Annotated in this window: 19 protein-coding genes; 5 read left to right on the top strand and 14 right to left on the bottom strand. The window is 62.2% G+C overall.

What is annotated here, in order from left to right; genetic code table 11:
* Positions 1-2: 2 nt before the first annotated feature.
* The 7 genes from ACR9Y2_RS15310 to ACR9Y2_RS15280 all read right to left on the bottom strand — a co-directional run bounded on the left by ACR9Y2_RS15310 (position 3) and on the right by ACR9Y2_RS15280 (position 9,155).
* Complete coding sequence (locus tag ACR9Y2_RS15310) at positions 3-2,474, bottom strand: DUF4838 domain-containing protein (protein WP_435042254.1); 2,472 nt, start codon at positions 2,472-2,474, stop codon at positions 3-5.
* The gene (locus ACR9Y2_RS15305; protein ID WP_435042253.1) at positions 2,471-3,739 is read right to left on the bottom strand and encodes a neutral/alkaline non-lysosomal ceramidase N-terminal domain-containing protein; all 1,269 of its coding nucleotides are present in this window, start codon (positions 3,737-3,739) and stop codon (positions 2,471-2,473) included. The genes ACR9Y2_RS15310 and ACR9Y2_RS15305 overlap by 4 nt, the downstream gene beginning before the upstream one ends.
* A 63-nt stretch (positions 3,740-3,802) precedes the next feature.
* Positions 3,803-4,711 carry an ATP-grasp domain-containing protein gene (locus tag ACR9Y2_RS15300; protein ID WP_435042252.1) on the bottom strand — a complete coding sequence of 303 codons (909 nt, stop codon included), beginning with the start codon at positions 4,709-4,711 and terminating at the stop codon, positions 3,803-3,805.
* Entirely contained in the window at positions 4,711-5,427 is a 717-nt protein-coding gene (locus ACR9Y2_RS15295) for an ABC transporter ATP-binding protein (RefSeq protein WP_435042251.1), read from the bottom strand. Before ACR9Y2_RS15295 ends, ACR9Y2_RS15300 begins: the two co-directional genes overlap by 1 nt.
* A 12-nt stretch (positions 5,428-5,439) precedes the next feature.
* Positions 5,440-6,786: an efflux RND transporter periplasmic adaptor subunit gene (locus ACR9Y2_RS15290; RefSeq protein ID WP_435042250.1), complete on the bottom strand. Its 1,347-nt coding sequence runs from the start codon at positions 6,784-6,786 to the stop codon at positions 5,440-5,442.
* A 26-nt stretch (positions 6,787-6,812) separates the two neighbouring features.
* Positions 6,813-7,979, bottom strand: a complete 1,167-nt coding sequence (locus ACR9Y2_RS15285; RefSeq protein ID WP_435042249.1) for an ABC transporter permease — start codon at positions 7,977-7,979, stop codon at positions 6,813-6,815.
* 15 nt (positions 7,980-7,994) lie between these two features.
* Positions 7,995-9,155: an ABC transporter permease gene (locus tag ACR9Y2_RS15280; protein WP_435042248.1), complete on the bottom strand. Its 1,161-nt coding sequence runs from the start codon at positions 9,153-9,155 to the stop codon at positions 7,995-7,997.
* 67 nt (positions 9,156-9,222) lie between these two features.
* Between ACR9Y2_RS15280 and tadA the strand changes: the two genes are divergently transcribed.
* Positions 9,223-9,687 (top strand): tRNA adenosine(34) deaminase TadA, encoded by a 465-nt coding sequence (gene tadA, locus ACR9Y2_RS15275; RefSeq protein WP_435042247.1) that lies wholly within the window; start codon positions 9,223-9,225, stop codon positions 9,685-9,687.
* Here the strand turns inward: tadA and ACR9Y2_RS15270 are convergent.
* Together ACR9Y2_RS15270 and ACR9Y2_RS15265 are read right to left on the bottom strand one after the other, a co-directional pair.
* Complete coding sequence (locus ACR9Y2_RS15270; protein ID WP_435042246.1) at positions 9,684-11,669, bottom strand: glycoside hydrolase family 65; 1,986 nt, start codon at positions 11,667-11,669, stop codon at positions 9,684-9,686. The two genes, tadA and ACR9Y2_RS15270, sit on opposite strands and share 4 nt — an antisense overlap.
* 197 nt (positions 11,670-11,866) lie before the next feature.
* Entirely contained in the window at positions 11,867-12,448 is a 582-nt protein-coding gene (locus ACR9Y2_RS15265; RefSeq protein ID WP_435042244.1) for a hypothetical protein, read from the bottom strand.
* A 258-nt stretch (positions 12,449-12,706) separates the two neighbouring features.
* On the opposite strand from ACR9Y2_RS15265, the gene ACR9Y2_RS15260 reads away from it, so the two are divergent.
* Positions 12,707-13,435, top strand: a complete 729-nt coding sequence (locus tag ACR9Y2_RS15260; RefSeq protein ID WP_435042242.1) for a hypothetical protein — start codon at positions 12,707-12,709, stop codon at positions 13,433-13,435.
* Here the strand turns inward: ACR9Y2_RS15260 and ACR9Y2_RS15255 are convergent.
* The 3 genes from ACR9Y2_RS15255 to rpiB are packed head-to-tail and all read right to left on the bottom strand — an operon-like array spanning position 13,432 to position 16,372.
* Positions 13,432-14,607 carry a glycosyltransferase family 4 protein gene (locus ACR9Y2_RS15255; protein WP_435042240.1) on the bottom strand — a complete coding sequence of 392 codons (1,176 nt, stop codon included), beginning with the start codon at positions 14,605-14,607 and terminating at the stop codon, positions 13,432-13,434. The two genes, ACR9Y2_RS15260 and ACR9Y2_RS15255, sit on opposite strands and share 4 nt — an antisense overlap.
* A gap of 23 nt (positions 14,608-14,630) precedes the next feature.
* Positions 14,631-15,911, bottom strand: a complete 1,281-nt coding sequence (gene glyA / locus ACR9Y2_RS15250) for a serine hydroxymethyltransferase (RefSeq protein WP_435042238.1) — start codon at positions 15,909-15,911, stop codon at positions 14,631-14,633.
* Positions 15,908-16,372, bottom strand: a complete 465-nt coding sequence (rpiB, locus tag ACR9Y2_RS15245) for a ribose 5-phosphate isomerase B (RefSeq protein ID WP_435042236.1) — start codon at positions 16,370-16,372, stop codon at positions 15,908-15,910. The genes glyA and rpiB overlap by 4 nt, the downstream gene beginning before the upstream one ends.
* Before the next feature lie 204 nt (positions 16,373-16,576).
* On the opposite strand from rpiB, the gene ACR9Y2_RS15240 reads away from it, so the two are divergent.
* Positions 16,577-17,638 (top strand): photosynthetic reaction center cytochrome c subunit family protein, encoded by a 1,062-nt coding sequence (locus tag ACR9Y2_RS15240; RefSeq protein ID WP_435042234.1) that lies wholly within the window; start codon positions 16,577-16,579, stop codon positions 17,636-17,638.
* Positions 17,639-17,704: 66 nt separating this feature from the next.
* Here the strand turns inward: ACR9Y2_RS15240 and ACR9Y2_RS15235 are convergent, their stop codons facing one another.
* The gene (locus ACR9Y2_RS15235) at positions 17,705-19,639 is read right to left on the bottom strand and encodes an ankyrin repeat domain-containing protein (protein WP_435042232.1); all 1,935 of its coding nucleotides are present in this window, start codon (positions 19,637-19,639) and stop codon (positions 17,705-17,707) included.
* Positions 19,640-20,007: 368 nt separating this feature from the next.
* On the opposite strand from ACR9Y2_RS15235, the gene ACR9Y2_RS15230 reads away from it, so the two are divergent.
* Together ACR9Y2_RS15230 and ACR9Y2_RS15225 are read left to right on the top strand one after the other, a co-directional pair.
* Positions 20,008-21,672 (top strand): S8 family serine peptidase, encoded by a 1,665-nt coding sequence (locus tag ACR9Y2_RS15230; RefSeq protein WP_435042231.1) that lies wholly within the window; start codon positions 20,008-20,010, stop codon positions 21,670-21,672.
* A 32-nt stretch (positions 21,673-21,704) separates the two neighbouring features.
* Positions 21,705-22,385 (top strand): hypothetical protein, encoded by a 681-nt coding sequence (locus tag ACR9Y2_RS15225; RefSeq protein WP_435042230.1) that lies wholly within the window; start codon positions 21,705-21,707, stop codon positions 22,383-22,385.
* Between the two features lie 151 nt (positions 22,386-22,536).
* Here the strand turns inward: ACR9Y2_RS15225 and ACR9Y2_RS15220 are convergent, their stop codons facing one another.
* Positions 22,537-23,625, bottom strand: a complete 1,089-nt coding sequence (locus tag ACR9Y2_RS15220; RefSeq protein ID WP_435042228.1) for a cytochrome-c peroxidase — start codon at positions 23,623-23,625, stop codon at positions 22,537-22,539.
* Between the last annotated feature and the right edge of the window lie 141 nt (positions 23,626-23,766).

Genomic DNA, 23,766 nt, shown 5'->3' with positions numbered 1-23,766 from the left:
GACTATGGGCGCACTGCTCCGTAATCCGCGTCGAGCCTGAGCGATTCGCCGGGCTTCAACAACTTCTCCGGCGACCATAGGAGGAATTGCACTCCGGCACGCGATTTGGCAGTCCAGCTCAGGAAGGTCCGGCCTACCTGCTCGTCCTGGAAGCGCACATACAACGGCAGGCCTCCGCCCTGCAGCAGTTTCCACTCGCGGCTTGGTTTATCGCCGCCGTTCCAGGTGTATTTGTCGGTGGGCTCGTGGTCGGGGGTGATGAAGCGCTGCTCGACGCGCTGGCCGCTGATCCGGGTGAAGGACATGGCGGCTGAGTCGATGTCGCCAGGAGTATACTCGGCCCGTACCTGCAGCGCGGCCGGCACCGGAGCCTGGCCGGCGTTCTCCACGACGGTCGAGGTGTGCAGGCCGGCTGTATTCAGTTCGAAGATGCGGCGGACGCGCAGGCCGTTGGCGCACTGGCCCAACAGGATCAGGCGTTCAGTGGAATGCGAGTCCACGGTCCAGGTCACATCCAGGGCTTTGGCGTAGTAGTCGGCGTGGACACTGGCGACCTGGCCGCCCACGAAGGGGTAGGCGCCCTCGCCAGGAGGAAAGCGGCGCATCGTGTCGCGGCCGGTCGACTTGTCGATCAACCGCACGACCCGGGCGTTGAGCTCCGGCACCACGTCCGCGCGCCATTGCCCATTTTCGAGGGTGAACAAGGGTACTGAGGACATTTCGGTGTAGTGCTTCTCATCGCGCGCCAACTCCTGACCTTCGTGGATGCTCTGAATCCCGAAAGTACGCATGCGTGCGAAGAGGTCCAGGGCGCGCGGCTTCAGGCTCGCCACGTCGGCCGGTCCCCATTGCGAACCGTGAACGTCGAAATCGGTGTCGCGGAGCAGGCCGTAGTATTCCAGGGGCAGCTTTGCCTTCAGCACGCGGCGCCGCGTGGCTTCATCGCTGGCGGCCGCTTCCGCCTTCGCAAAGAGTTCAGCAGCCTTGGCCTGAAAGCCGGCCGAGTAGTCGGGCACGTTGAAGATCCAGAGATGCCGGCCGCCCGGACCGCGCACTTCGCCGTGAAGCAGGTCGAAGTAGGCGCGCAGCGGTCCGGCCGCCGCACCATAGACACCCTCCAGAAACTCCTGGACGGCCTGATCGACGTTGGTGGATGCGTCCCACAATTGGCGTGCGAGGACGTAGGCGCGCAGCTCAGAGGCCTCCCCGCCGCCCCCCGCGGCATAGGCGCCCTGCATGAACAGGCCGACCACACCGTGCTGTTTGTAGAGCGGGATATCCGCGGCCAGCTCATCGAAGTCGGGGAATGGCAGCGGGTAGTGCGAGAAGTTCGTGTTGTAGTGCCAGATATAGAGCTGGCTGGTGATCTTCGACCACGCCTGCAGGTTCTTATGGAAATAGGAGCTGCGCGGGCACTGCCCAAAGCTGTGCGACACGCAGATGCCGATGGGGCACAAACGGATGCGCACGTTCTTCACCGGCCGGACCTTCAGCGGGGGATTCTCGGTATACCAGTAAGCCAGCGTATCGATCAGCTTGTCGGGATGGCGCTGGCCGATCGACTCCGCCACTGCATTGACGAAGCGCAGCAGCGGGCCGGAGTGCTGGCCCCCCTCTTCCATCTCGGCACGCCGGCAGCGGTCGCATTCGCACCAGCCCTCCCAATCGTTCTGCGAGACGGAGAAGATGGTGGCGTCCGGGTGCGCTTTGATCCAGGCTTCGACACGCGCAATCACGACGCGCAGGACGTCCGGATTCGTCAGGCAAAGCTGGCCGCGCTCCGTGCGGCGCTTGCCGTCGATGAAGGAGAAATACTCGGGGTGTTCGGCGAAGTATTCCTTCGGCGGCACCAGCTCATAGAAGGAGTGGACGAAGGGGTAATACTGCAGCTTGCCGCCTGTAGAGGCATCGAGCTGCGAGTGGTTGCCATTGGTGCGATTGCGGGCGGCCCAGTCTTTGTCCCAGGCCTCGGTGATGAACGGCTCCCGATACTCGAAGGCGGGCTGGTGGAGCTCCGGCTTGGCGTAGCGCGTGACCGTGATGGTCGAGAGCTTCGGGATGCGGCTCACTTCCCGGGTGAACCAGCGGCAGCCCAGTTGATCGAGGAACGTATAGACACCGTACATCGTGCCGCGCTGCCGGCCTCCGGCGATGATCAGGTTGTTGCCCGCGGCCTGGAGGACGAAGCCTTCCGGCCCCAGCTTGTCGAACGGCACCTGCAGTTTCAGTTTCCGCAAGGCCGCGCTGTCGCCGACCAGCACCATCGGGCCGCGCACAGGCTTGTCGTCCGACGACACCGGCAGCCGCGCTCCGGACATCTCCTCCACAAACCGCTGCAACTCCTGCGCCGCCCGCTGCTCGGAAGGCGAGGCCTGCGCCGAGAGGACGATCGAATAGCCTGACTTACCCTTGTCGACCAACGTGAGACCCTGCGCCGCCGCGAGCGCAAGGAAGAATGCCGCAACACGTTTCACTGCCTGATCCTCCCCAACATCTGATAGAGCCACACCAGCGCCGTATTCATGAGCTGCTCGCCGGCGCCCACGGCCACGGGCGATACGGTCGGATCCGCCCCATAGCCGCCTTCGGCCACCGCTTCGATGGTGGGGAAGTACTGGTGGTAGCCGTTGCAGTAGCCGAAGAAGAACAACTGCTTCACGCGCGCCCGCTCTTTCAAACGGATGGCGTGATTCGAGAAGAATTCGCCGCTGGCGCCCACCAGCGCGATGTCGCCATTCAACAGCGCCACGGTGAGGCGGGGCTGCACGCCGCCGACATACTCATCCTCAAAGTTCGTAATCAGCTCGGGGAAGAACGCCTTGGCGTACATGCCGTGCACCATGGGATTGGAGAGGTCCACGCGAGCTTTAAACGGGAAGCGCTCTTCCTTCAGGATCAGGGTGGGTTTCTCGACGTCCTTCGTTTGCAGGCCCTGGGCCAGCTTCCAGACTTCGGCGCCGATCGCCTGGCCGTACTCCTTGTAGCCGCCCTTTTCGCGGTTCACCGACTGGTCGCCGGAGGCGCCCTGCATGAACATCACCGGCGCCCCGGCCTGCGCTCCGACCCAGTTCTTCATCTGGCCCACCCAATCCGCTGAGAACGTCATGGTCTTATCGGGGAGCGTGGTGGGATGGGCGGCAAAGTTCGCCAGAATCACGATGGGTTTACCGTCCAGTCCATCGATGCGCAGTACGGCGAGTTCCCGGTCACTGGGCTTGGGTTCGAGCTTCGTGTGGCGGTTCACATTGAACCCGGGCAGTTGCACAGAACCCGTGGCCATCCGGGCCGGAGCCAGCTTGGAGTTCGCCTCGACAATCGCCTCGACCACGGCATCTTCCATCTGGGCGTAGTAGCGAATCGTGGCGTCAAACTTGCCCTTGCCGCGCCCCTCCTTATCCGTCAGCTCCATCACCGGACCGTGATGCGTATGCGAGCCGGCGATGAAGGAGTTCTCGATGCCGGTCTGCTGCTTCACGCGGAGCCGGATGCGTTGCAGCGAACCTTCCGCCGGAGCGCGGCCGAGATCCATACCTACAATCGCCAGCTTCTGGTCACCAGTGCGCAGAACCAGCGCCACGGCGTACAGAGGGTCCATCACGCCTTCCGAGAGCATGTCGTGGCGGGAACCATAGCCCCACATGGGAACGGGCTCCCTGGGCGTAATCTCGCGCCGGGCCGTGCCGGCCTGGAAGAGTTGCGCATACAGCGTCAGCGGCAGGAGGAAGAGGAGATAGCGCATGGAAGACTCGAGGTACCGTTATCCAGTGTATGCGCGACGACGGTCAGAGGGGTTCAGGGGCGATCAGTAACGGGCGCGCCCGGCCGAGTACAGCCGCCGGGTCAGATACTCGACGAACCGTTTCGTGGGATTGAAGCCGACGATAGACTCCGCATTCACCACGAAGTTGGAAAGCGCATTGAGGTCGTAGAACACGGGATCGCCGCTGCGGTGATCCACCATATATTCGACGCCGCAGACGTCCATCTTCCCCAGTCGGGCCACGGCGAGGGCAGTCACAGCAGCCTCCGGCAGCGGTTCACAGCGGGTGAAGACCGGCTTTGCCGCGGATTGGCAGACGTCGGCCGGGCATAGGTTGAACCCCTGCCCCTCACGTTGAATCCGCACGCAGTAGAGAACTTCGCCATCCAGCACTTCGATGCGGTAGCAACTGCCGTCGCGGGTGGGGATGAACTCCTGCACCAGGGCAGTGTGATCACAGCCAAAGGTAAACTCGCCGCTGGCAAAGTCGCGTTCTGAGTCCACTCGGCGGATGCCGCCGCCGGCTCCGCCGCAGTTTGGTTTCACCAGCAGCGGGTAAGCCAGTCCCTCCGCGGCTTTCCGCAGCAGGGAGGGATTGTTGACGGCCCGGGTGCGCGGCGTGCGCGCGCCACAACGTTGAAACAGGCCGTGCTGGCGGATCTTTGAGACTTCGTAGTCGTACGCCTGGGCGCCGTTGACGACGGCCACGCGCCGCGATTCCAGGTGCGTGAGAAAATCACGGACCGCAAATTGCCCGTGGCCATGACCGCGAAAGGCCGCCGACGGACTCATGCGGTTCAGCACCAGATCGGGGAATTCCTGCTCATCCAGGTCGAACACCAGTTCGTCCGCACGCCATTCCTCATAGGGAACGCCCTGCTTGGACAGTTCCGCAAACAGCGGACGGAACCACTCAGGGTGTTCGTAGAGTATGGCTAAACGCGCAGGCATCAGGCTGACATGGATTTCCAGTCCTCGGGCATGGTGCCCTCGGCCAGGAGCTCTCCCTTGTCAATGTACCGAACCTTGGAGGCATAGTGCGCGGCGTGCGGATCGTGGGTCACCATGACGACGGTCTTGCCGTGCTGTTTATTGAGGATGGAGAGCAGCGACAGGACCTCGGAGGCTGACTTGGAATCGAGGTTGCCGGTGGGCTCGTCGCACAGCAGGATGTCCGGATCGGTCACAATCGCGCGGGCGATGGCGACACGCTGTTCCTGGCCGCCGGAGAGCTGCCGCGGATAGTGGCCCAGGCGATCGCCGAGCCCGACCAGCTTCAACGCCGTGGTGGCGTGCGCCAGCCGCTCAGCCTTCTTCAAGTGCGTGAGCTTCAATGGCAGCTCGACGTTTTCCAGCGCCGTCAGCACCGGGATCAGGTTGAAGCTCTGGAAAACAAACCCGACATGGCGGTTGCGCCAGCGCGCGATGTCGCCATCGGAAAGACTGTTCAGCTTCGATCCCAATACCTCAATGTCGCCGCTGGTAGGCCGGTCCATGGCCGCGGCCAGGTGCAACAGGGTGGACTTGCCCGATCCAGAAGGCCCCATGAGGGCGACGAATTCGCCGCGGTGGATCTCGATCTCGGCATCGCGGAGGGCCACGACATGAAACTCGTCGCGGACGTATTCCTTCGTCAGCTTGCGGGTTTTAATAACAACTTCACTCATGGCTCAGCTCCTTCACTTCTTCCTTTGGACTTTCATGCCGTCTTTCAGTTCAGCGGGCGGATCCACCACCAGATCCTCACCGCCGATCAGCCCATCTTCCACGCGCAGGCCCTGCTGCGTATTGCCGCTGGTCTTGATCGCGCGATCCACCACCTTCTCGCCCACCACGATGAAGACATGATCGTTGCGGACGGTCGAGGGCGGAATGAAGACCACCGGTTTACCTGCTTTCACCGGCGCGGCGGACGTTTGCGGTTTGTCGTCGGAGAGGAAGGCGACAGAGGCGTTCATCTCCGGCCGCAAGAATTCGTCCGGATTCAGCACCTTCACCTTCACCTGCACGGTGGCCTTCTGCCGGTTCGCTTCCGGCGAGATCTCGTCGATGCGGCCTTCCCATTTCCTTTCGGGATAGGCATCGACCGTGATCACACCGTTCTGGCGGGAACCCAGCTTATTGAAGTCGTTCTGGGAAATATCGAGTTCCACGCGCAGATCGCTCAAGTCCGCCAGGGACACGACGAAGCCTTTGGCGCCACGATCGCCCACGAAGCTGGTGGTGACGAACTCGCCGCGTTCGACCACGCGCTCGAGGATCGTACCGGTGACAGGCGCCCGGATGATCGTGTTGTTCAATTGTGTCTGCATAAACGCCACGACGCCCTTCGCCTGCTCAATCTGGCCCTTCACCGCGTCAATCTGTTCCTTGCGGGGGCCGATGTGCACCAGCTCGTAGTTCTTCTGGAGCGAGTTCACCCGAGCCACCGCCGAGTCGTAGCGTGCCACGGCGTCATCGAGGCTCGACCTCGACATCACCCCCTCGCTCTGCAATTGCCTCGTCCGTGCCAGGGTGATGCGCGCATTCTCCTGGTCGGCCCTGCCCTGCTCGACGTTGGCTTTGGCGGCAGCGATCTCCTCCGGGCGGGAGCCGTTCTGCAGCTCGTCGAGCCGCGCCTGCAGGTTCATCAACTGTCCGGTGGCCTGCTGGAGCTGTGCCTTATACTCGTCGTCCTCGAGCCGGACAATGACCTGGCCCTCTTTGACGCGGTCGCCTTTCTCTACGCCGATCCAGGCCACTTTGCCGACAACTTTCGAGGCCACCTGGATCTTATGGGCGGCGATGATGTAGCCGGTGGCGTTCAGAATGACGGCCTGGTTGGAGCCTCCGGCGGTCTGCTGCGCCTGGGCCCGCGCCGTGGTCACTTCCAGCGCGGAATTCATCTGTTTATAAACCATGGCGCCCGCGCCCAGCAGCAGGAAGAGGGCAATCCCGATGAGGATCCATCGGGTGGCCCACCTCGAGCCGCCGGAGTGCGATTCCGCCGAACGATCGATACGAAGACTTTTGATATCTGAGTCCATGGGTCTAGTAGGAAACCTGATTGCGGCTAGATCTGCCGCAGGGCAACGAGAATCTGTTTACGGGCGGCGCTGAAGGCCGGCAGCAGGCCTCCGACTGCGCCCATGAAGAGCGCGAAGACGAGGCCGCGGACCATGATCTGCGGTGACACTCTCAGCTGGAACGCCACTTCCGAAAAGGTGACGTTGCTGCCGATCCCGGTGGTGATCCCATTCAGGGGGAGAACCAGCACGATGCCCAGGATGCCCCCGAGCGTGGCCAGCATCAGCGACTCAGCCAGAAAGCTGGTCATGATGGCGACCCGCGAAAAGCCGAGAATGCGCAGCGTGCCGATCTCCTTGGAACGCCGCGCCACGGCCGCGTACATCGTATTCATGGCCGCGAAGCAGCTGCCCACCGCCATAATGAACGCGACGAAAGTCCCCAGGTACTTCACCAGGTCGCCCGAGGATGTCTGCATCGCGTAGTATTCCTTCTCGGTCTTCGCCTGCACGTTTAGCTTCGAGTCGTAGCTGAGGTCGTTGATCAACGCCTGCCGCGCCACTTCATCGGTCGCGCGGATCAGCGCCGAGCTCAGCACTTCGGTGCGTTCGAAGTCGCCGGCTGCCTGATTCAGATCGGTGAGGATCTCGGACTTCCGCGCCATCTGCGGTGTATCGAAGACACCGACGACTTCCCACTCGCCGCGGCCGAACTTCAGCTTGCCGCCCAGGTGCGCGGAGGGATAGCGTTTGGCGACCGAACTGCCAACAGTCACTTCGCGGCGGCCGGGTGTGAACCAGCGTCCCTCGATAATCTTTGAGTCGTCGCGAATCTCGATGCCGGTGGGCGTGATGCCGCGGACGTTCACGTTGGTTCCTTCCGGAAACTCCTCGCTGGCCAGGGTGATCACCGTGACCATCTCCAGCGAAGCCAGCGGATCGCCCTTTTTGTCCTTCGCGATGCCCTGTTTGAATTTCGTGTCATTGAAGACGGAGCGCGGGTAATTTGAGCTCAGTTCGGAGTCGGAGCCTTTGCGCGTCACCAGGATGTTCAGCGGATGGCCGGAGCCTTCAAAGGCCGTCTTCAGGCCTTCCACCAGCGAAAACGCGGCCAGCAGGACAGCCACCGTCAGCGCGATGCCGAGCGCGGTCATCACCGTCGTGGTTTTGCGAACCGCCAGATTCCGGATGTTGTAGGTGATTGGAATCGCCATGATTTCTCTCTCCGCTTAGTCGGTAAACCGGAGCGCGTCGATGATATTGGTGCGCGCCGCATTCCAGGCGGGCACCACCGCGCTAGCCACACCGATGATCATCGCAATGCCCAGCAGCAGCGCGATCACGGGCGGCTGCAGGGTCAGCGTCTTGGTCTGGTCGACGATCGCGGGCCCCCGCCGGATGATGGCGCAGAGTGACTCGGCAATGGCCAGCCCAATGGCGCCCCCAATCAGCGCAATGAACGCGGATTCTCCCAGGATCATGCCGAGGATCGTCGACTGCTGGAAGCCCAGCGTCTTCAGCACACCCACCTCACGGACCCGTTCGCGCACACTCATCGCCATCGTGTTGGCACTGATGAGGAGGATGGTGAACGTCACCGCGCCGCAGATGCTCATCAGGATCACTTTGATATTGCCGAGGAACGACAGGAACGAGACGCCGAAGGCATACTCCGACTCAGTGTGCGTGGGTGTCGGCGCGTTGGCAAAGAGGGCGTCGATTTCGCGGGCAATGCGCGGCACTTCCGCCGGATCATTAGCCAGCATCGTGAAGGTGCCGGCGGCCAGCCTGGACGAGTTCCGCAACGCGTTCTCCAGATACTTGAAGTTGAACCACAGCGACTCGTCGGAGGTCTCAGACGAGGTGTAAATCCCGCGAATGGTCAAGTCCAGGTCGAACGGGAAGATGTCGCCCTTGATCAGGATCTTGTCGCCAACCTTGAAGCCAAAGCGGTCGGCCAGGGCCTTGCCTACAACACAGCTGGCAGGATCCTGGATGAACGCCTTCTTCTGGTCTTCCGGGATGGAGTATTCTCCATAGACTTTGAAGAGCTTGTCAGCCTCCACCCCGATCCGCGGGAAGAAGTTGCGCTGGTCGCGAGAGTCCTTGTAAACACCGCCGTACCATTGCCAGATAGCGACCTCTTCCACTCCCTTGATGTTGCGGATCTGGTCCCGGTAGTAGATGGGCATCTGGAAGACAATGGAGACCTTGTGCCGCGTCACCAGGCGCCGCGCCTGCGACTTCGCTGGGGCGCCGAGGAACAGTGCATAGTAGAGTGCCATCATGACGCCGAGCAGGCACAGGGAGATGGCCAGGCTGGCGATGGTCAGGAGACTGCGCCGGCGATTGCGCAGGCAGTTCTTTACAATCAATGGCAGGTATCTCATGGCTCAGTCCATTCTACGAGCAACTCTTTGCGGGAGTTCGCCAGGAATGGATGAATTGGCGCGCAACATGGACAAATGGTCAGAAACGGACGATGAAAAGTGGATGAGCCGGGCCCTGGCCCTGGCCAGGCAGGCAGCAGAGGCCGGAGAAGTGCCTGTCGGGGCGGTCATTGTTTTAGACAACGCGATCATCGGCGAGGGCTGGAACCACCCCATCGCGCTGCACGATCCCACCGCGCATGCCGAAATCCAGGCCATCCGCGGGGCAGCTGAGCACACCGGCAACTACCGGCTTGAGAAGGCAACGCTCTACGCCACGCTGGAACCCTGCGCGATGTGCGCCGGAGCATTGGTGAATGCCCGAATTGCGCGCCTGGTCTTCGGCGGCCGCGACCTGCGCTTTGGCGGCGTCCGCAGCAAATTCCGCATTGCCGACAGCGAGTTACTCAACCACCGTGTCCAGGTGGTGGAAGGTGTGATGGCAGCGGACTGCGTAGCGCTGCTGGAGCAGTTCTTCCGCGCCCGGCGCTAAATCACCCTCTTCAGCCCTTCCATCCGCACATTCCAGCCTTGTTTCGGAAAGCCGGGCGCGGCTTCGGCCGGACCGTTCTCCCAACCGGCGGCCATCAGGGCCACAGCCGTAAGCAAGCCACCATTGCCGGGTAGATACAGATGTAAACCGGGCCGCTGGTAGTTGTGGCCATTGGGCAGGTATTTGTTCTTCTGCGTTTCGAGCAGCAACGCATCCACGGCGATGCCGGGCTCGCCCAATCGGGCCGCGGTCATGGCCGTCATGGGGTAATCCCAACCCCATGTGTCGGCCCATTTCCAGGAAGTCATCACCTTCTTCAGGGTGTTGCGCATCGTTTCCGCATCGACACCCGCGCCCGGCAGGACCCCGAGCGCGGCCAGCATGGACGGATGGTCGCGGTTTCTTTCCGTGAACGTCTGCGGGCAGTTTTCGTGGGCCAGATAAAGGCCATCTTTCACGGGCAGCGGAGACAGTTTCGACCGCACGTCTTCCCACTTGGGTTCCCGGGTGAGGCCGGCGCGCAGCCTCCACTGCTGGGCGACCTCGAGTGCCCAGCGGAAATAGGCCAATTCGTACGTCGGATTCCAGGTTTCGCGAGGCGGATGATTCTCCTGGGCAGGGATCACCGGCGGACCCAGCACATACTCGCCCCGCTTGGCATCCAGCCAGGCAAAGGAAGAGAGGAATTCGGCGGTCTGGTAGACGATGTCGCGGTATTTTGCCAGGGTCGCTGCCACGGGCCGGGCCCGGTAGCAGAGTTCCGCATAGTAGATGGGATGCGGTTGCTGCCAAATGAGCAGCGGACCAATGGGGGACGGACTATCCTGGGCATCCGGACCGACCATTTTCGGCCAGCGGGCACCGCGATAGCCCTGCCGCGCGGCCAAGCCCTGGGCAGCAGCCAGATTCCTGCGATAGAAATCGAGGCTGCGTTCCAGCAGGGGCAGGCGGTCCCAATAAGCGAAGTGGACTGAGTGCCACCAGTGCATCTCCAGGTGGAACTTGCCGTACCAACTATTGCAGGTGAGCCCCGTCTCCTGCGGCGGCAGCGAACCCGCGCATTGGATCGCCGTCAGGTATTGGGAGAGCACGATGCGCCGTTCCAACTCCCGCGCCCGCGGATCGCTGCTGCCTTCCAGTTCCACAGCGCCGCCGGAACTCCAAAACTTCGCCCAATGCTGTTTCGCGGCTTCGAAAACGGCGGCGGCCGGCGGAGTGGGCACGGACGGCTGTCTGGTGCTGAACAGGCAACGGAATGTCAGTTTCACCGCGCCGGATCGCGGCTTCAGCGCGAAGAGATGGGCGACCTCGTCCACCAGTTCTCCGCCCTCATAGGCGGCGCGCACATAGTACTGGTTGCCATCCAACCGGCGCTGCAGTTCGGCTTCGGCGGGGGTGACCAGGCGGCGGGTGGTGGTGTGGGCCTCTGGCTTCTTCCAGTCGGAGGCGTTCACGTTGGGCGAACCATACGGGAAGGACAACACAATCTCGAGCCGTTTCTGGGTGACCAGCGGCGATTCGACGACCACGGCGAGCAGGTCCTGCTCCGGATGGCAGACAACGTCTACTTTAACGGGGGTGCCCTCCAGGGAGAACCGGCTGGTCATCAGCCCGGACCAGAGGTCGACCGTCTGCTCCACACCTTGCAGGTCTTCCGCGGCCGCGTCGCTGCCATCGCTCTTGCGCAGGCGCAGGCCAATGCGGCCCAGGTTCAGCCGGTGCGGACTCTCCCGCATCCAATCGAAGAGATCCTTCTGGCCTTCTGAACTGGTGGGGTAACCCACCATGCGGCCGTGGGTGTCGAATTTCGTGGTGCGGAAATCACGCGCGGAGACACCGGACGGCGCCGGGAAACTGTGCCAACCCCACTGCGATTGAGTGCAGAGGGGGATCCCCTTTTCATAAGCATCAGGAAAGGTCTGTAGTCCGGTGATATCGCCGGTGAAGGCGAATTCCCCATTACCGACGGAAAGCGGACTCATGGGATCCAGGATGTGGATTACCGGATTGTGCCGGCGAACCAGTCCGCGGCGGTCGATGGGGGAGGAGGGAGATTGAGGTAGGAGTCCCAGGAGGGGGGTCTGCAGAGCTTGCCGCCGAGTGAATGCCACGAACGGCATTGTATGTCCATTTGAGGGTTCGATGGGGGAAACTCCGAGTCTCCCCCAATCGCGGCAGGTCAGGCGGCTTTCCGGATGGGTACCTTCAGACGCTCATGCAGCGATCTGCGCGGTATTTCAACCACTTCCGGACGGCGGTCGCACTGCTCACAGCCTGTGGCGCCCTGGAAGTACTCGTCGGTGGGGAACAGCGAATAGGGCGAAAGGGTGCGGTATACCAACCCCAGCTTCTCTTCGATCCGGTAGATGGCGTGGAAGTATGAACCCCGGTCCATCTTTAGCTGCCGGGTGCAAAGGCGCCAATCGGCGCCAAGCAGGTAGTGCGCGGAGAAGATCCGCCAGTCCGCTGCGTTCAGCCTTCTGCGCGTCACAAGGTAGAAATCGGCGACAAACTCTTCATTCTTTCGGCCCCAGGTATTGCGGCCCCCTCCACGATGCGTGCCATCCAGCGAGGTGAGACAAAGATGGGATTGCTTCTCGAGAGAGCTCCGGAATCGCGCGTAGCAGGCGCGAAAAATCGAACGCAGAACACAACTGCACGGCTTCAGCTTTCCCCCGCGAACCGAACGCACACCAATGCCAAAGCACTGCGTGCATGCGGTGAATGCCAAAGCGAGGGTTTCAGAACGGGTCCACTCCATGGTTCTCTTTTCCTTCAATTGATCTGCGGCTGCAGCCTGTGGCGAGCAATCCGCGATTCCATGATTTGAATAGTACGGCCATATCCGAAATCGTCAACTGGAGGAGTGGGCCTGAATTCCAGGAAACTTCCGGATTCAGTGTCAAGCCTATGACAACAGGTTACTTAATTGGGCACCAAACAAGCAGCGAAGAGTCGCTTTCGCGGGGGATTTCGATATGCCGAGGGGTACCAGTACTATCCTATTTCTATCAGAAATATGCCCCTGTCACCCACGCGATTGACTCTGGCGACGTTGCAGCATCGGCTGCTGGCTGCGGTGAAGCACCGCCTGAGCAACGGCGAGTATACAGAACGGAGTCTCTCGCGTCACATTGGGGTTTCTCAACCCCATATGCATAACGTGCTGAAAGGCGTCCGGGGATTCTCAACCGATTTCGGGGATGCGCTGCTCGCCGGCTTGGATTTCAGCCTTTTAGACCTGATCCAATCAAAAGAATTGGGTTTTGAACTGGAGCAGCGGGGCCACTACGGCTCGCAGACGCGCCTCGTGCCTGTGCTCCGCGGCCGGTTGGGCCCGGATTCTCCGTTTCCGTGCTGGGAGGATGTGATCGAGTGGTTTCCCCTCCCACGGGCGTCCTTTGAGGGCTCCGGTCGGCTCGTCCTGGTGGAAGTGGGGGAAGACGCCGAACTGGCCCAGGCCTTCGGGCACGTGGAGTTTGCATTGTTAAGCCGCGACGAACCGGACCGGATCGCCTTGAGCGGACGGCACTGGTATGCCATTCAATGGGGCGGCGCCGGGCTCATCCGGCAGTTGCGCAAGGAGAACCAGCGACTGGTGATCCTGGGGCAATCCACCTTGACCGGCCATGCCGGCCCCTCGCATGTGGAGTTGCACGATACGCCGCAGTTGAGGATTGTGAGGGCCCAGGTAGTATGGGCGGGTAAGGATCCGCGACGGACGCACGGCCTGCGCCGCTGGATCTAAGTCCGGCCGCGGCCGGTAGCGGCCGTAACATAGGTATCCAGAACTTCCCGCGCCGTGTCTTCCCAGCGGAAGAAGCGCGAGCGTTCCGCGCCCCGGCGGACCAGTTCCGCCCGCAAAGCAGCGTCCAGCAGGACTTCCTTCATGCCTCGGGCGATGTCAAAGACGTTGTCGGGACTGACGATCATGGCGGCGTCGCCCACCACCTCGGGCAGCGACGTGGCGTTCGAGCAGACCACCGGGGTGCCCGACGCCATGGCCTCCAGGGGAGGAAGCCCAAACCCCTCATAGAGCGAAGGAAAGACAAAGGCGGACGCTGCTTCGTAAAAAACACGCAGCGTGTCCAGCGGCACGAACCCCAGGAAGCGGACCTGCTGTTCAATACGGGATTGAATCACGGCCTGGCGGACGGCCGGGTACCGCGATATCTCGTCTCCGATGATGATCAGCCGGAGGTCCCGCCACTGCGGCATGTCCTGCAGTTCGCCGCGCAACAGGGAAAAGGCCTCCACCAGGCGGGGTATGTTCTTCTGGGCGCGGATCGTCCCGGCATACAGGAGGAAGGGATAATGAATGCCGTACCGTTCGAGAATCCTGCGCCGTTCATGCGCCCAGGCTTCCGGCCCGGCAGCGCGGGCCCCGGGCCCCGGAATGTGATGGGTGAAGCGCGGATCGGCCCCGCCATAGATGCGGCGGACGCGTTCCGCGGGAATGCCCAGCAACTGGATGACGTCGTGCCGCGTGGACTCGCTGACCGCCATGACGCATTCCGCGCGCAACAGTCCGCGGCGCACCTGCAACTGCCGCAGTTCGTGCTTCCAACCCGAGGGCGCATCCCAGACCAGGCTGGAAAGATCATGCACCGTCACCACGTAGGGGCGCGGCATGGTGAGCGGGACTGTGTTCAACGGGATGTGGGCGAGGTCGACCTGTTGGGATCGGACAAACCACGGGAATGCCACCTGATCCAGGGGATCGGCATCCTTCCGCTCATAGAACAGCAGCTCGAAATTGGCCGGCAACCCGTCAAATTCGTGCTGATCCGCCTTGTGGGCAACCAGCAGGAAATGGTGCGGAGCCCCAATGGCGACGAGACCCCGTACCAGGTTCCGGATATAAGTGCCGAATCCGAAATCCCTGACGTGGCGGGCGTCGAGAAGGATGCGGAGCGGCATGGCTCTGTTCGTGTTGCCTGGGATCAGGCGTTCACGGTGGGCAGCTTCCAGGAATAGAGCGGGAAACGCTCCGTCAAGGCAGCTACGCGCTGGCGCACAGCAGCCAGATTGTCGAGGGAGGCAGGCGCATCGAGCACTTGAGCGATGAGCGCGGCAACCTCTCTCATTTCGGTCTCGCCGAAGCCGCGGGTCGTCACGGCCGGACTGCCCAGGCGTACGCCGCTGGGGTTCAGGGGCGGATTGACGTCGAACGGGATGGAGTTCTTGTTGACCGTGATGAAGGCCTCGTCCAACGCCTTTTCGGCTTCCTTGCCGCGCAGGCCTTTGGAGAAGATGTCGACCAGCATCACATGGGAGTCCGTTCCACCGGAAACCACCCGATAGCCGTGCTCGGTCATACCCGCAGCCAGAGCCTTTGCGTTTGCAACAACCTGCTTCTGGTAGGCGACAAACTCGGGGCTCATCGCCTCGAGGTAGCAGACAGCCTTGGCGGCGATGACATGGACCAACGGACCACCCTGGAGGCCCGGGAACACTACCTTATCGATAGCCGGACCGAACTGCGCCTGCGCCAGGATCATGCCGGAACGGGGTCCGCGCAGCGTCTTGTGGGTGGTGGAGGTGACGATGTGGGCGTGTTCGCAGGGATTCGGATAGATCCCGGCGGCCACCAGGCCCGAGAAGTGCGCCATATCCACCATGAAGAGAGCGCCGACGGAATCGGCAATCTCGCGGAAGCGCTTGAAGTCGATGATGCGGGAGTACGCACTGGCGCCGCCGACAATCATCTTCGGCTTATGTTCTTCAGCCAGGCGTGCCAGTTCGTCGTAGTCGATGGTCTCGTCGCCCTGCTTTACGCCGTAGGAGACCACATGATAGGTCTTGCCGGAGAAGTTCAGCGGGTGGCCGTGAGTCAGGTGGCCGCCATGGGCCAAGCTCATGCCGAGAATCGTGTCGCCCGGCTGCAGTACAGCGGTGTAAGCGGCCTGGTTGGCCTGCGAACCGGAGTGCGGCTGGACGTTGGCGTATTCCGCCTTGAAGAGCTGTTTGGCGCGGTCGCGCGCCAGGTTTTCCACCACATCGGCGTATTCGCAGCCACCGTAGTAGCGTTTGGCGGGGTAGCCTTCCGCATACTTATTGGTGAAGACGCTGGAAGTCGCCTCGAGGATTGCTTCCGAAGTGAAATTCTCGCTGGCAATGAGTTCCAACCGCGAGTTTTGCCGTTCAGTTTCGTGCCGGATCGCCTGGGCGACTTCGGGATCGACCTCGGCCAGGGTGCGGCTCATGCGCTGCTGTTCATTCATGCGGGATGGTCCTCCTGGGTTGTTTGGTTTTCCAAATCCATAATCTTGTCTACGCGGCGCTGATGGCGTCCGCCGAGGAACGCAGTATTCAGGAACACGTCAATCAGGTGTTCCGCCTGCTGAAGATTCATGTAGCGAGCCCCGATGGCCAGTACATTCGCATCGTTGTGCTGCCGGGTGAGGGCCACTTCATCGTCGTTGAACGCCAGGGCGCAGCGGATGCCGTTTACCTTATTGGCCGCCATCGACATGCCCACTCCGGTGGAGCAGACCAGGACGCCGCGGTCGAAGCCGCCATTGGCCACCGATCCCGCGACAGCCGAAGCGTAGTCGGGGTAGTCGGTAGAGTCCGGGGAGTTCGTCCCGAAGTCTTTGACTTCAAGGCCTTTAGCCAGCAGAGCGGCGCGCAATTCCTCTTTTAGAGCGAATCCGGCGTGGTCAGCTCCAATCGCGATTTTCATGAGGAAATAACGAGTTTAGCACGTAGAGTTCCGGAAACCCGGAATTGGGCCTGCCCAGGATGGCAGCGGCCCGCATCTCCCTCATTCAAGGGATGGTCCAGGCTGGCGGCGCATGCTAATCTGGGGGCCGGCTCGCCGGACGGCCTGGGACTGCCGCGGGGTTGGGCTGGCCGCAAGCAATAGCTGGATGAGAGGGGCATCACTATGAAAATGCAGGGTGGTTTCGCATGGTTCGCGATGGTTGCCGTGGTTGGCCTGGCGCAGGGACAGACCACAGAACCGAAGAAGGCGGAAGAGGTCTATCAGAACATCACAGAGCTGAAAGGCACCCCGGCGGACCAACTGCTGCCGGCCATGCAGTTCATCTCGGCCTCCCTTGGAGTCCAGTGCTCGTTCTGTCACGTCCAGGGTAAGAACGAAGCCGACGACAAGAAGGCCAAGACTGTTGCGCGCGAGATGATCGCCATGACCAGTGCGATGAACAAGACGCACTTCAAGGGGCAGCGGGAGCTCACCTGCAACTCCTGCCATAACGGAGCCACCCACCCCGCCTCCATGCCGCCGGTGCAGAGTTCCGACGAAGTGCGAGCCGAAGCACCTCGTCCCAGCGGCCCGACTCCGACGGCGGAACAGATTCTGGACAAGTACGTCGAGGCGCTGGGCGGGGAGCAGGCGATCCAGAAGGTGACCAGCCGCGTGATGAAGGGTGTGATCCTGGCGAACGGTCAGGAATCCGCAATTGAGATCACGGCTAAGGCGCCCAATAAGCGCATTTCCGCCATGAAGATGCCCAATGGGGAGAGCCTGACGGCGTTCGATGGAACGGTGGGGTGGCTGGGCAACACGGGCCGTCCGGCGCGGGTGATGTCGGCGGCGGAAGCGGATGCGGCCCGCATGGACGCCGAGATGTACCTATCCATCAAGTTAAAGTCCTTCTTTGAGTCGATCCGCCCGGGCCGCCCGGAGAAGATTGGCGATGTGGCCTGTGTCGCGCTGATGGGCGTGCGTCCCGGCCAACCGCCGGTGCGGATGTTCTTTGACCGCGGCAGCGGGCTGCTGGTGCGCACCATCCGGTACACCGAGACGCCGCTGGGCCGCAACCCGACGCAGATCGACTACGCGGACTATAAGGAAGTTGATGGCGTGAAGGTCCCCATGAAGTGGACGCTGGCTCGGCCCAACGGCCGGTTCACCATCCAAATCAAGGAGATCCAGCAGAACGTGCAGGTGGATGACGCGAAGTTCGCCAAGCCCGCCGGGGAGTAGCTGCCGGTAGTGGGGCGGAGCGCGGCCTCCGCCCCGGTTTGGCGTGCACTCAGGCTGGACGACGCCTCAGGCCCCGCGGTCCACCAGCAGCTTCACGATGCCCGCGTGGCCCATTTTCTCGGCCCAGGCCCTGGGGCGCGCCCACGCTTCCGCTTCGGGCTCGATGGGATCTGCCCCATGTTCCAGGAGAATCCGGGCGACCTCGAGGCGGCCCCAGCGGCAGGCCCAGCCAAGCGGGGTACTTCCGAGGATTTCATCCCTGGGATTAGTGTGCGCTCCCGCCGCCAGCAGCGCCCGGGCAAAGGGTGCGGCTTCCTCCTCAGTGACGTGATCGCCCATGGCCGCCACTTCATGTAGCACCGTACGCCCGAACCCACCCACTATGTTCGGGTTGCAGCGAGCCAGCACCTGCAGGAAACAATCAATATAGGTTCCGCGGTCCAGTTCCTGATTGGCGGCATAGAGCCAGGGGATGTGATTCCAGAAATCGAGAGAACGCGCCAGATAGCGAAACCAGCGCGGATCGTCACGGGGCCAATCCAGGTGTGGCAATGCGAGGCGCACAATCTCCGGAGCCCCGCCGCTGCAACCGAATTCCAACAGATCCGCGGCGACGGAACGGCCAGGGGAGACCACACCTTCGGGCAGGGTTCCGCCGGTCTCGTCTTCCAGCAGCCGGCGCGCGATGTCAGTCCGTCGGTAGATGGCCGCAGTGTCCGGGCCGACAATCCCGCCGTAGCGGGTGAAGAGGTCGACCATGGCCCACTGGCGGTGGCTGAAGGCGCTGTAGACCGGGGAACCGCTGGAATCCACGTGCTGGTTGAGGTTGGCGCCGCGGGCTATGAGCATCTCCGCCATTTCGAGCCGGCCCAGTTCGGCGCAATGCCACAGTGGAAACGCTTGAGAGATGGCAGCCTGCTCGCCCTCGCCGGAGCGGATGCGTTCGTCCGGATCAAACCCAAAGTCCAGCAATAACCGGAGCACCTCGGGCTGGTTGTGCCGCACAGCCAGGGTGAGCAGACCGCCTGAACTCCAGGTAATGGGATTCTGCAGCCGGCCTTCCGCGTGACGGGCGCTGAGCCATTCGACGTCTCCCAGCGCGGCAGCGGCCCGCGGAGTGAGTTCCGCGCCCGCCTGGCGCAGCAAACCCGCAACGGCCGTAAACTGCTGTGGCTGAATGGTCCTGCGGCCCATGGCGGCAAGATCAAAGGCAGTGCGGCCGTCCTTGCCCGGTTGATTGGGCGAAGCGCTGTGCCGCAGCAGCCAATCGACCAGAGCTGGATTCCTCACGGCACAGGCGGTGTGCAGCGGCGTCCAGCCATCCCGGTCCGATGCCACCGTGAGTGAAGGATCCGCCTGAAACATGGCAAAGGCCTGCGATTCATCCCCGGAGGCGATGGCGCTGCTGAGATCATCCTGAACACTGGTAACCGCTGTGTCCGGGCCGCTGAGGGCCTCGCGGCGCTTCTGCTCTTCGGTTTCGATGATGGCGACAATCTCGTCAAATCCACGCTCGGCTGCCAGGGTGGCCGCGGTGGTAGCGTCGCGGTGCGGGTGAATCCCGGCCCTGGCGTCAGCGCCGCAATGCATCAGGATCCGCGCAATCTCAGGCTGGCGATTCATGACGGCGAAGTGAAGCGGGCGGTGCTCGTCGCCATACGACATCTGCATGTTGGCGAGTTCCGGTCTCACCTTGAGCATCGCCTCCACCTGCCGGATGTCGCCGGCGCGCACGAAACCGGCGAGCCGCTGGACGGTGACGCCATCCACGTGAGCCTTGAGTTTCGGCCAGCTTTCAAAGCCGTGGCTGCGAGCGAAGACCAGCTGCGCATGGTGGAGGGCGAAGGTGGCTGGATCGGCGCCATGAAAGAACGCGTTGACTTCGGTGACGGCGGCCGGATCGCCGTCGAGAAAGGCCTGGAGCAGTTCCTTGGCCTGGCGTTTGAGCTGATCGAGGTCGGGTTGCGGCCGCAGTTTGCGGACGGGTGGATGGTGGGACATGGTGAGCTCCTTTCGGGGCGGCGATCACTCGCCGGCCGCTGCGCCCGGTGTCCGCTCGCTCGGGCAGAAAAGAGTTCATCCAGTGGATGGACGTCGAAACACAATCAGGGGACGCAGTCCTTCCCGCGGACACGGGGGCCTCCTGATGGCCTTGGACGTAGTGTAACAGGAGCGCCCGACCGCGATTGCGCCCCAGGAGCCTGTTGGAAAACCGGACAATTTGGCAGGCTCGGTGCATTTATTCGGGTGAGCATCGACTGACAACCTGTCGGGCAGCCTTCCGCGTGATCACAAAAAGCCGCACCGAATCAATTGTTTACGAATGGCCCCCTGCCTGCTAAGACTAGGCTGCCCGGAGGCAATTCTGAATGAACTTGACCCTGAAATCCCTTTTAGCCCTCGTCCTGATGAGCGGTCCGCTGCTGGCGATCCAGCTCCAGAAGATCTCGGAGGAACTAAGGGACCGCAAGGACGACGCGGCGGTGGAAGTCATCGTCCAACTGGCCAACAAGGTGACTACTACGGATACCAGCAAGGTTCAGGTCCTGGGCGCCATGGTGCAAAGGCTGCACACCTCGTTCAACGGAATGACGCTCACCTTGCCGGCCAGCCTCGTCGCGAAGCTCTCCGACGACCCCAACGTGGTGTACGTCACGCCGAACCGCAAAGTGGGCCGCATGCTCGACACGGCCGTAGCTACCGTGGGTGGAGACCTGGCCCGCACCTGGGGATACACAGGAGAGGGTGTCGGCGTTGCGGTGATCGATAGCGGCGTGACCAGCGTCAATGACCTTTCGGGCAAGCTGGTTTCGCGCGTTGTGTATAGCGAGAGTTTTGTGGGCGGTCTCGCGACGGACGGGTACGGCCATGGTACCCATGTGGCCGGAATCATCGCCGGAGACGGAGATGACTCCCTCTACAACGGAGTACGCAAGCTCACCGGGATGGCCCCAGGTGTGAGAATCATCAACCTCAAAGTGCTGGACGACGATGGGATGGGCACCGACAGTGCAGTGCTGGCGGCCCTGGACCGCGTACTTGCGTTGAAGACCAAGTACAACATCCGCGTAGTCAATCTGTCGCTCGGGCGGCGTATCTACGAATCCTACGCAACAGACCCCCTGTGCAAGGCGGTGGAAGCGCTGTGGAAAGCGGGCATCGTGGTGGTGGTGGCGGCCGGCAATAACGGCCGGGACAATTCGATGGGCACGCAGGGCTATGGCACCGTCAATTCACCAGCCAACGATCCATATGTCATCACGGTGGGTGCGATGAAGGCCAACGGCACCACATCGCGCGCCGACGATGCAATTGCCAGCTACAGCGCCAAAGGGCCGACGATGGGCGATCACATTGTGAAGCCCGACATCGTGGCGCCGGGAAACAAAATCGTCTCCCTGCTGTCCTCTCCGCTGGCCCAACTCGCGGTGGATTATCCCAGCACCCGAATCCCGGTTTCCTACTACGCGAACAATGGCACGAGGGGCCTGTCAACCAGCTACTACATGGTCAGCGGCACCAGTATGGCGACGCCAGTCGTGAGCGGAGCGGTAGCGCTGATGCTGCAGAAGGAACCGGCGCTTACACCGGACCAGGTGAAGGCGCGCCTGATGAAGACGGCGTACAAGGGATTCCCCAGCTCGAGCGTTGCCATTGAACCAACAACTGGTGAGAAGTTCGTCAGCTACTACGACATCTTCACAGTAGGCGCCGGATATCTGGATATCGCGGCAGCCCTCACCAATACCGAGCTCGCCCAGGGCTCCGCCGTTTCTCCCGCCGTCAGCTTCAACAGCACCAACAGGACAGTCTCACTGGTTCTCCCCTCGGGTGTGGTGTGGGGCACCGGCGTCGTTTGGGGCACGGGCGTAGTTTGGGGCACCGGTGTGGTGTGGGGGACCGGCGTCGTGTGGGGCACCGGGGTCGTGTGGGGCACCGGAAATCCGCAGGGAACGGGCGTTGTGTGGGGTACTGGCGTCGTCTGGGGCACCAGCGAACTCGTCGCGGAGAGTACGGTGGTGGGCGAGAATTAGAGCGGCAAACTCCCTCAACCAGGGCTATCAGTATGCCTAGAAGAGCTATCTTCTACATCTCGATTGTGGCGTGCGCGGGTGCGGGCGTTGTGCTCCAGGCCGCCTGGAACTGGACAACTCACGACCCGCTGCTCTTCGCCGCGCTGCTTACCCTGGCTGCCTATCTGTCGACTTTGAAGATTACCCTGCCGAGGATGACTGGCACCGTCGCGGGTGGATTTGTCCCCGTCCTGGCCAGCATCGCCTTGTTGTCAACCAGCGAGACGGTCCTCATTGCCCTCACCACGGGCATCGTCCAAACCGTCTGGCAGGCGCGAGTGCGGCCGTCCCTAATTCAAGTCGTTTTCAATGGCGCCGTGTTGAGCATCAGCGGATGGGCCGCCTACCAGGTGGCCCACTGGCCCGGCACCGGCATTACTGCTGCGGGCTCGGTAGCCATCCTGGGACTGGCGGCAGCCGCCGACTATCTGCTCGACAGCCTGCTGGTATCCACCGTATTGTGCCTGATCGAGGAGAAGGACCTTTTCGCGATCTTCAGAAGCTGCAACTTCTGGGCGCTACCGTACTATTTCGCCGGGGTCGTCATCGTCAGCGGAGTTGTGAGCCTGGGCTTCCTGCCCAGTTGGCGCATTGTCATTCCAACACTGCCGATGATGTGGGCTGTGTCTGACTGCTACCGGCGTTTCGTCCTGGAAATGGGAAGCGCAGAGTAGCGGAGGGGCTCGCCCCAATCACCACGAATCCTAACAAAGCCCCTCTTCCGTGGGGTATGCGTCTACGCTTGCGGGCCGGCAGTCGTGCCGGCCTTCTGCCCCCAAACCCCATCGCCTGTCCAGCAGCCCAGAGGCCGGCAGCTTTGCCGGATCACTCCCCAAACGGGTTGAAGAAGGGCTTCTGGTCAGTCAGGGCCTCCAGGAATGAGACGATCGCATCCTCTTCCTCAGCGGTCAGGCCGAGATGGCCCAGCTCATCCCGGTTCACATTCTCATCGACCTCGGGTGCCGGCCACTTCTCGCTCGCCACATCCCGCGTGTTGTAGAAATGGACCAACTCCTTCAGCGTCTGGAAATAGCCGTTGTGCCCATACGGCGGCGCAATGGCGATGTTGCGAAGAGTCGACACTTTGAACCGGCCGTTCTCCTGGGGCCCCAACCGCTCGCCCAGGCCATGATCCACCGGCGCGCCTTTGGTCGCTTCGTGGGTCAGGTTCTTCGGGATGCCCAGGTTGTCGTAGGTGAAATCCGTAAAGGGCGACCGGCGGCCCGATGGATGACAGCCCGCGCACTTGGCCTTGCCTTCAAAGAGCTGAAGTCCCGCCTGTTCCTTATCGGTCAACGCCAGCTTGCCCGCCAGGTATCTGTCATAGCGCGAGCTGAATGAGTTCATGTCACTGGAACGCTCGAAAACCGCAATGGCGTCCGCAATCGCATCATAGGCGTCCGGCACTGCGGACGAGCCGGAGCACAACCGGAATCCATAGGCGAGTTTGAACAGGAGACCATAGTTGGAGCCGCAAACCTTGCGCACCACCGAGGCGCGGTCCGGATTGTTCATCTCGACAGGGTTCAGGAACGGGCCCTTGGCCTGATCGGCGAGGCTCGCCGCGCGGCCGTCCCAGAATTGACCGCCCACGTACACCTGCTCGTCATCGATCAGTCGATAACCGGGCTCGGGACTGGCAAACGCGTATGCAGCCGACGGCGGATTCCGGTTGCCGGAACGCCCCGCGACAGCGCCACCCACCACCGCCACCTGCGGGTCGCCATTTCCTTTGAAGCCGTGCTTGGGGTCGTGGCAGGAAGCGCAGGCCTGCCCCGCCGGTTCCGAGAGGTTCGTATCCAGGAAAATCGCTTTGCCCAGCAACTCCTTCAGTGCCTTCGTTCCATTCATCGATTGACTCCAGGTGGCCGGACTGGAGATCAGGATGGCGAACAATACTAAAGCGACTTTCATGTTCTATACTCCGAATAACAGTTTTTTAACCTAAGCAGCATAGCAACACTGCAAATAGTTTGCAAGATCGTCGTGAACCGGGGCGGGCTGGGGTGCTCCAGGCCCCCTTTTTCGAAGGCTGGATGCCTTCCTGAAATGTCC

Source organism: Paludibaculum fermentans, assembly GCF_051172195.1.
Taxonomy (GTDB): domain Bacteria; phylum Acidobacteriota; class Terriglobia; order Bryobacterales; family Bryobacteraceae; genus Paludibaculum; species Paludibaculum fermentans_A.
This window is presented reverse-complemented; position numbering and strand designations above follow the sequence as displayed.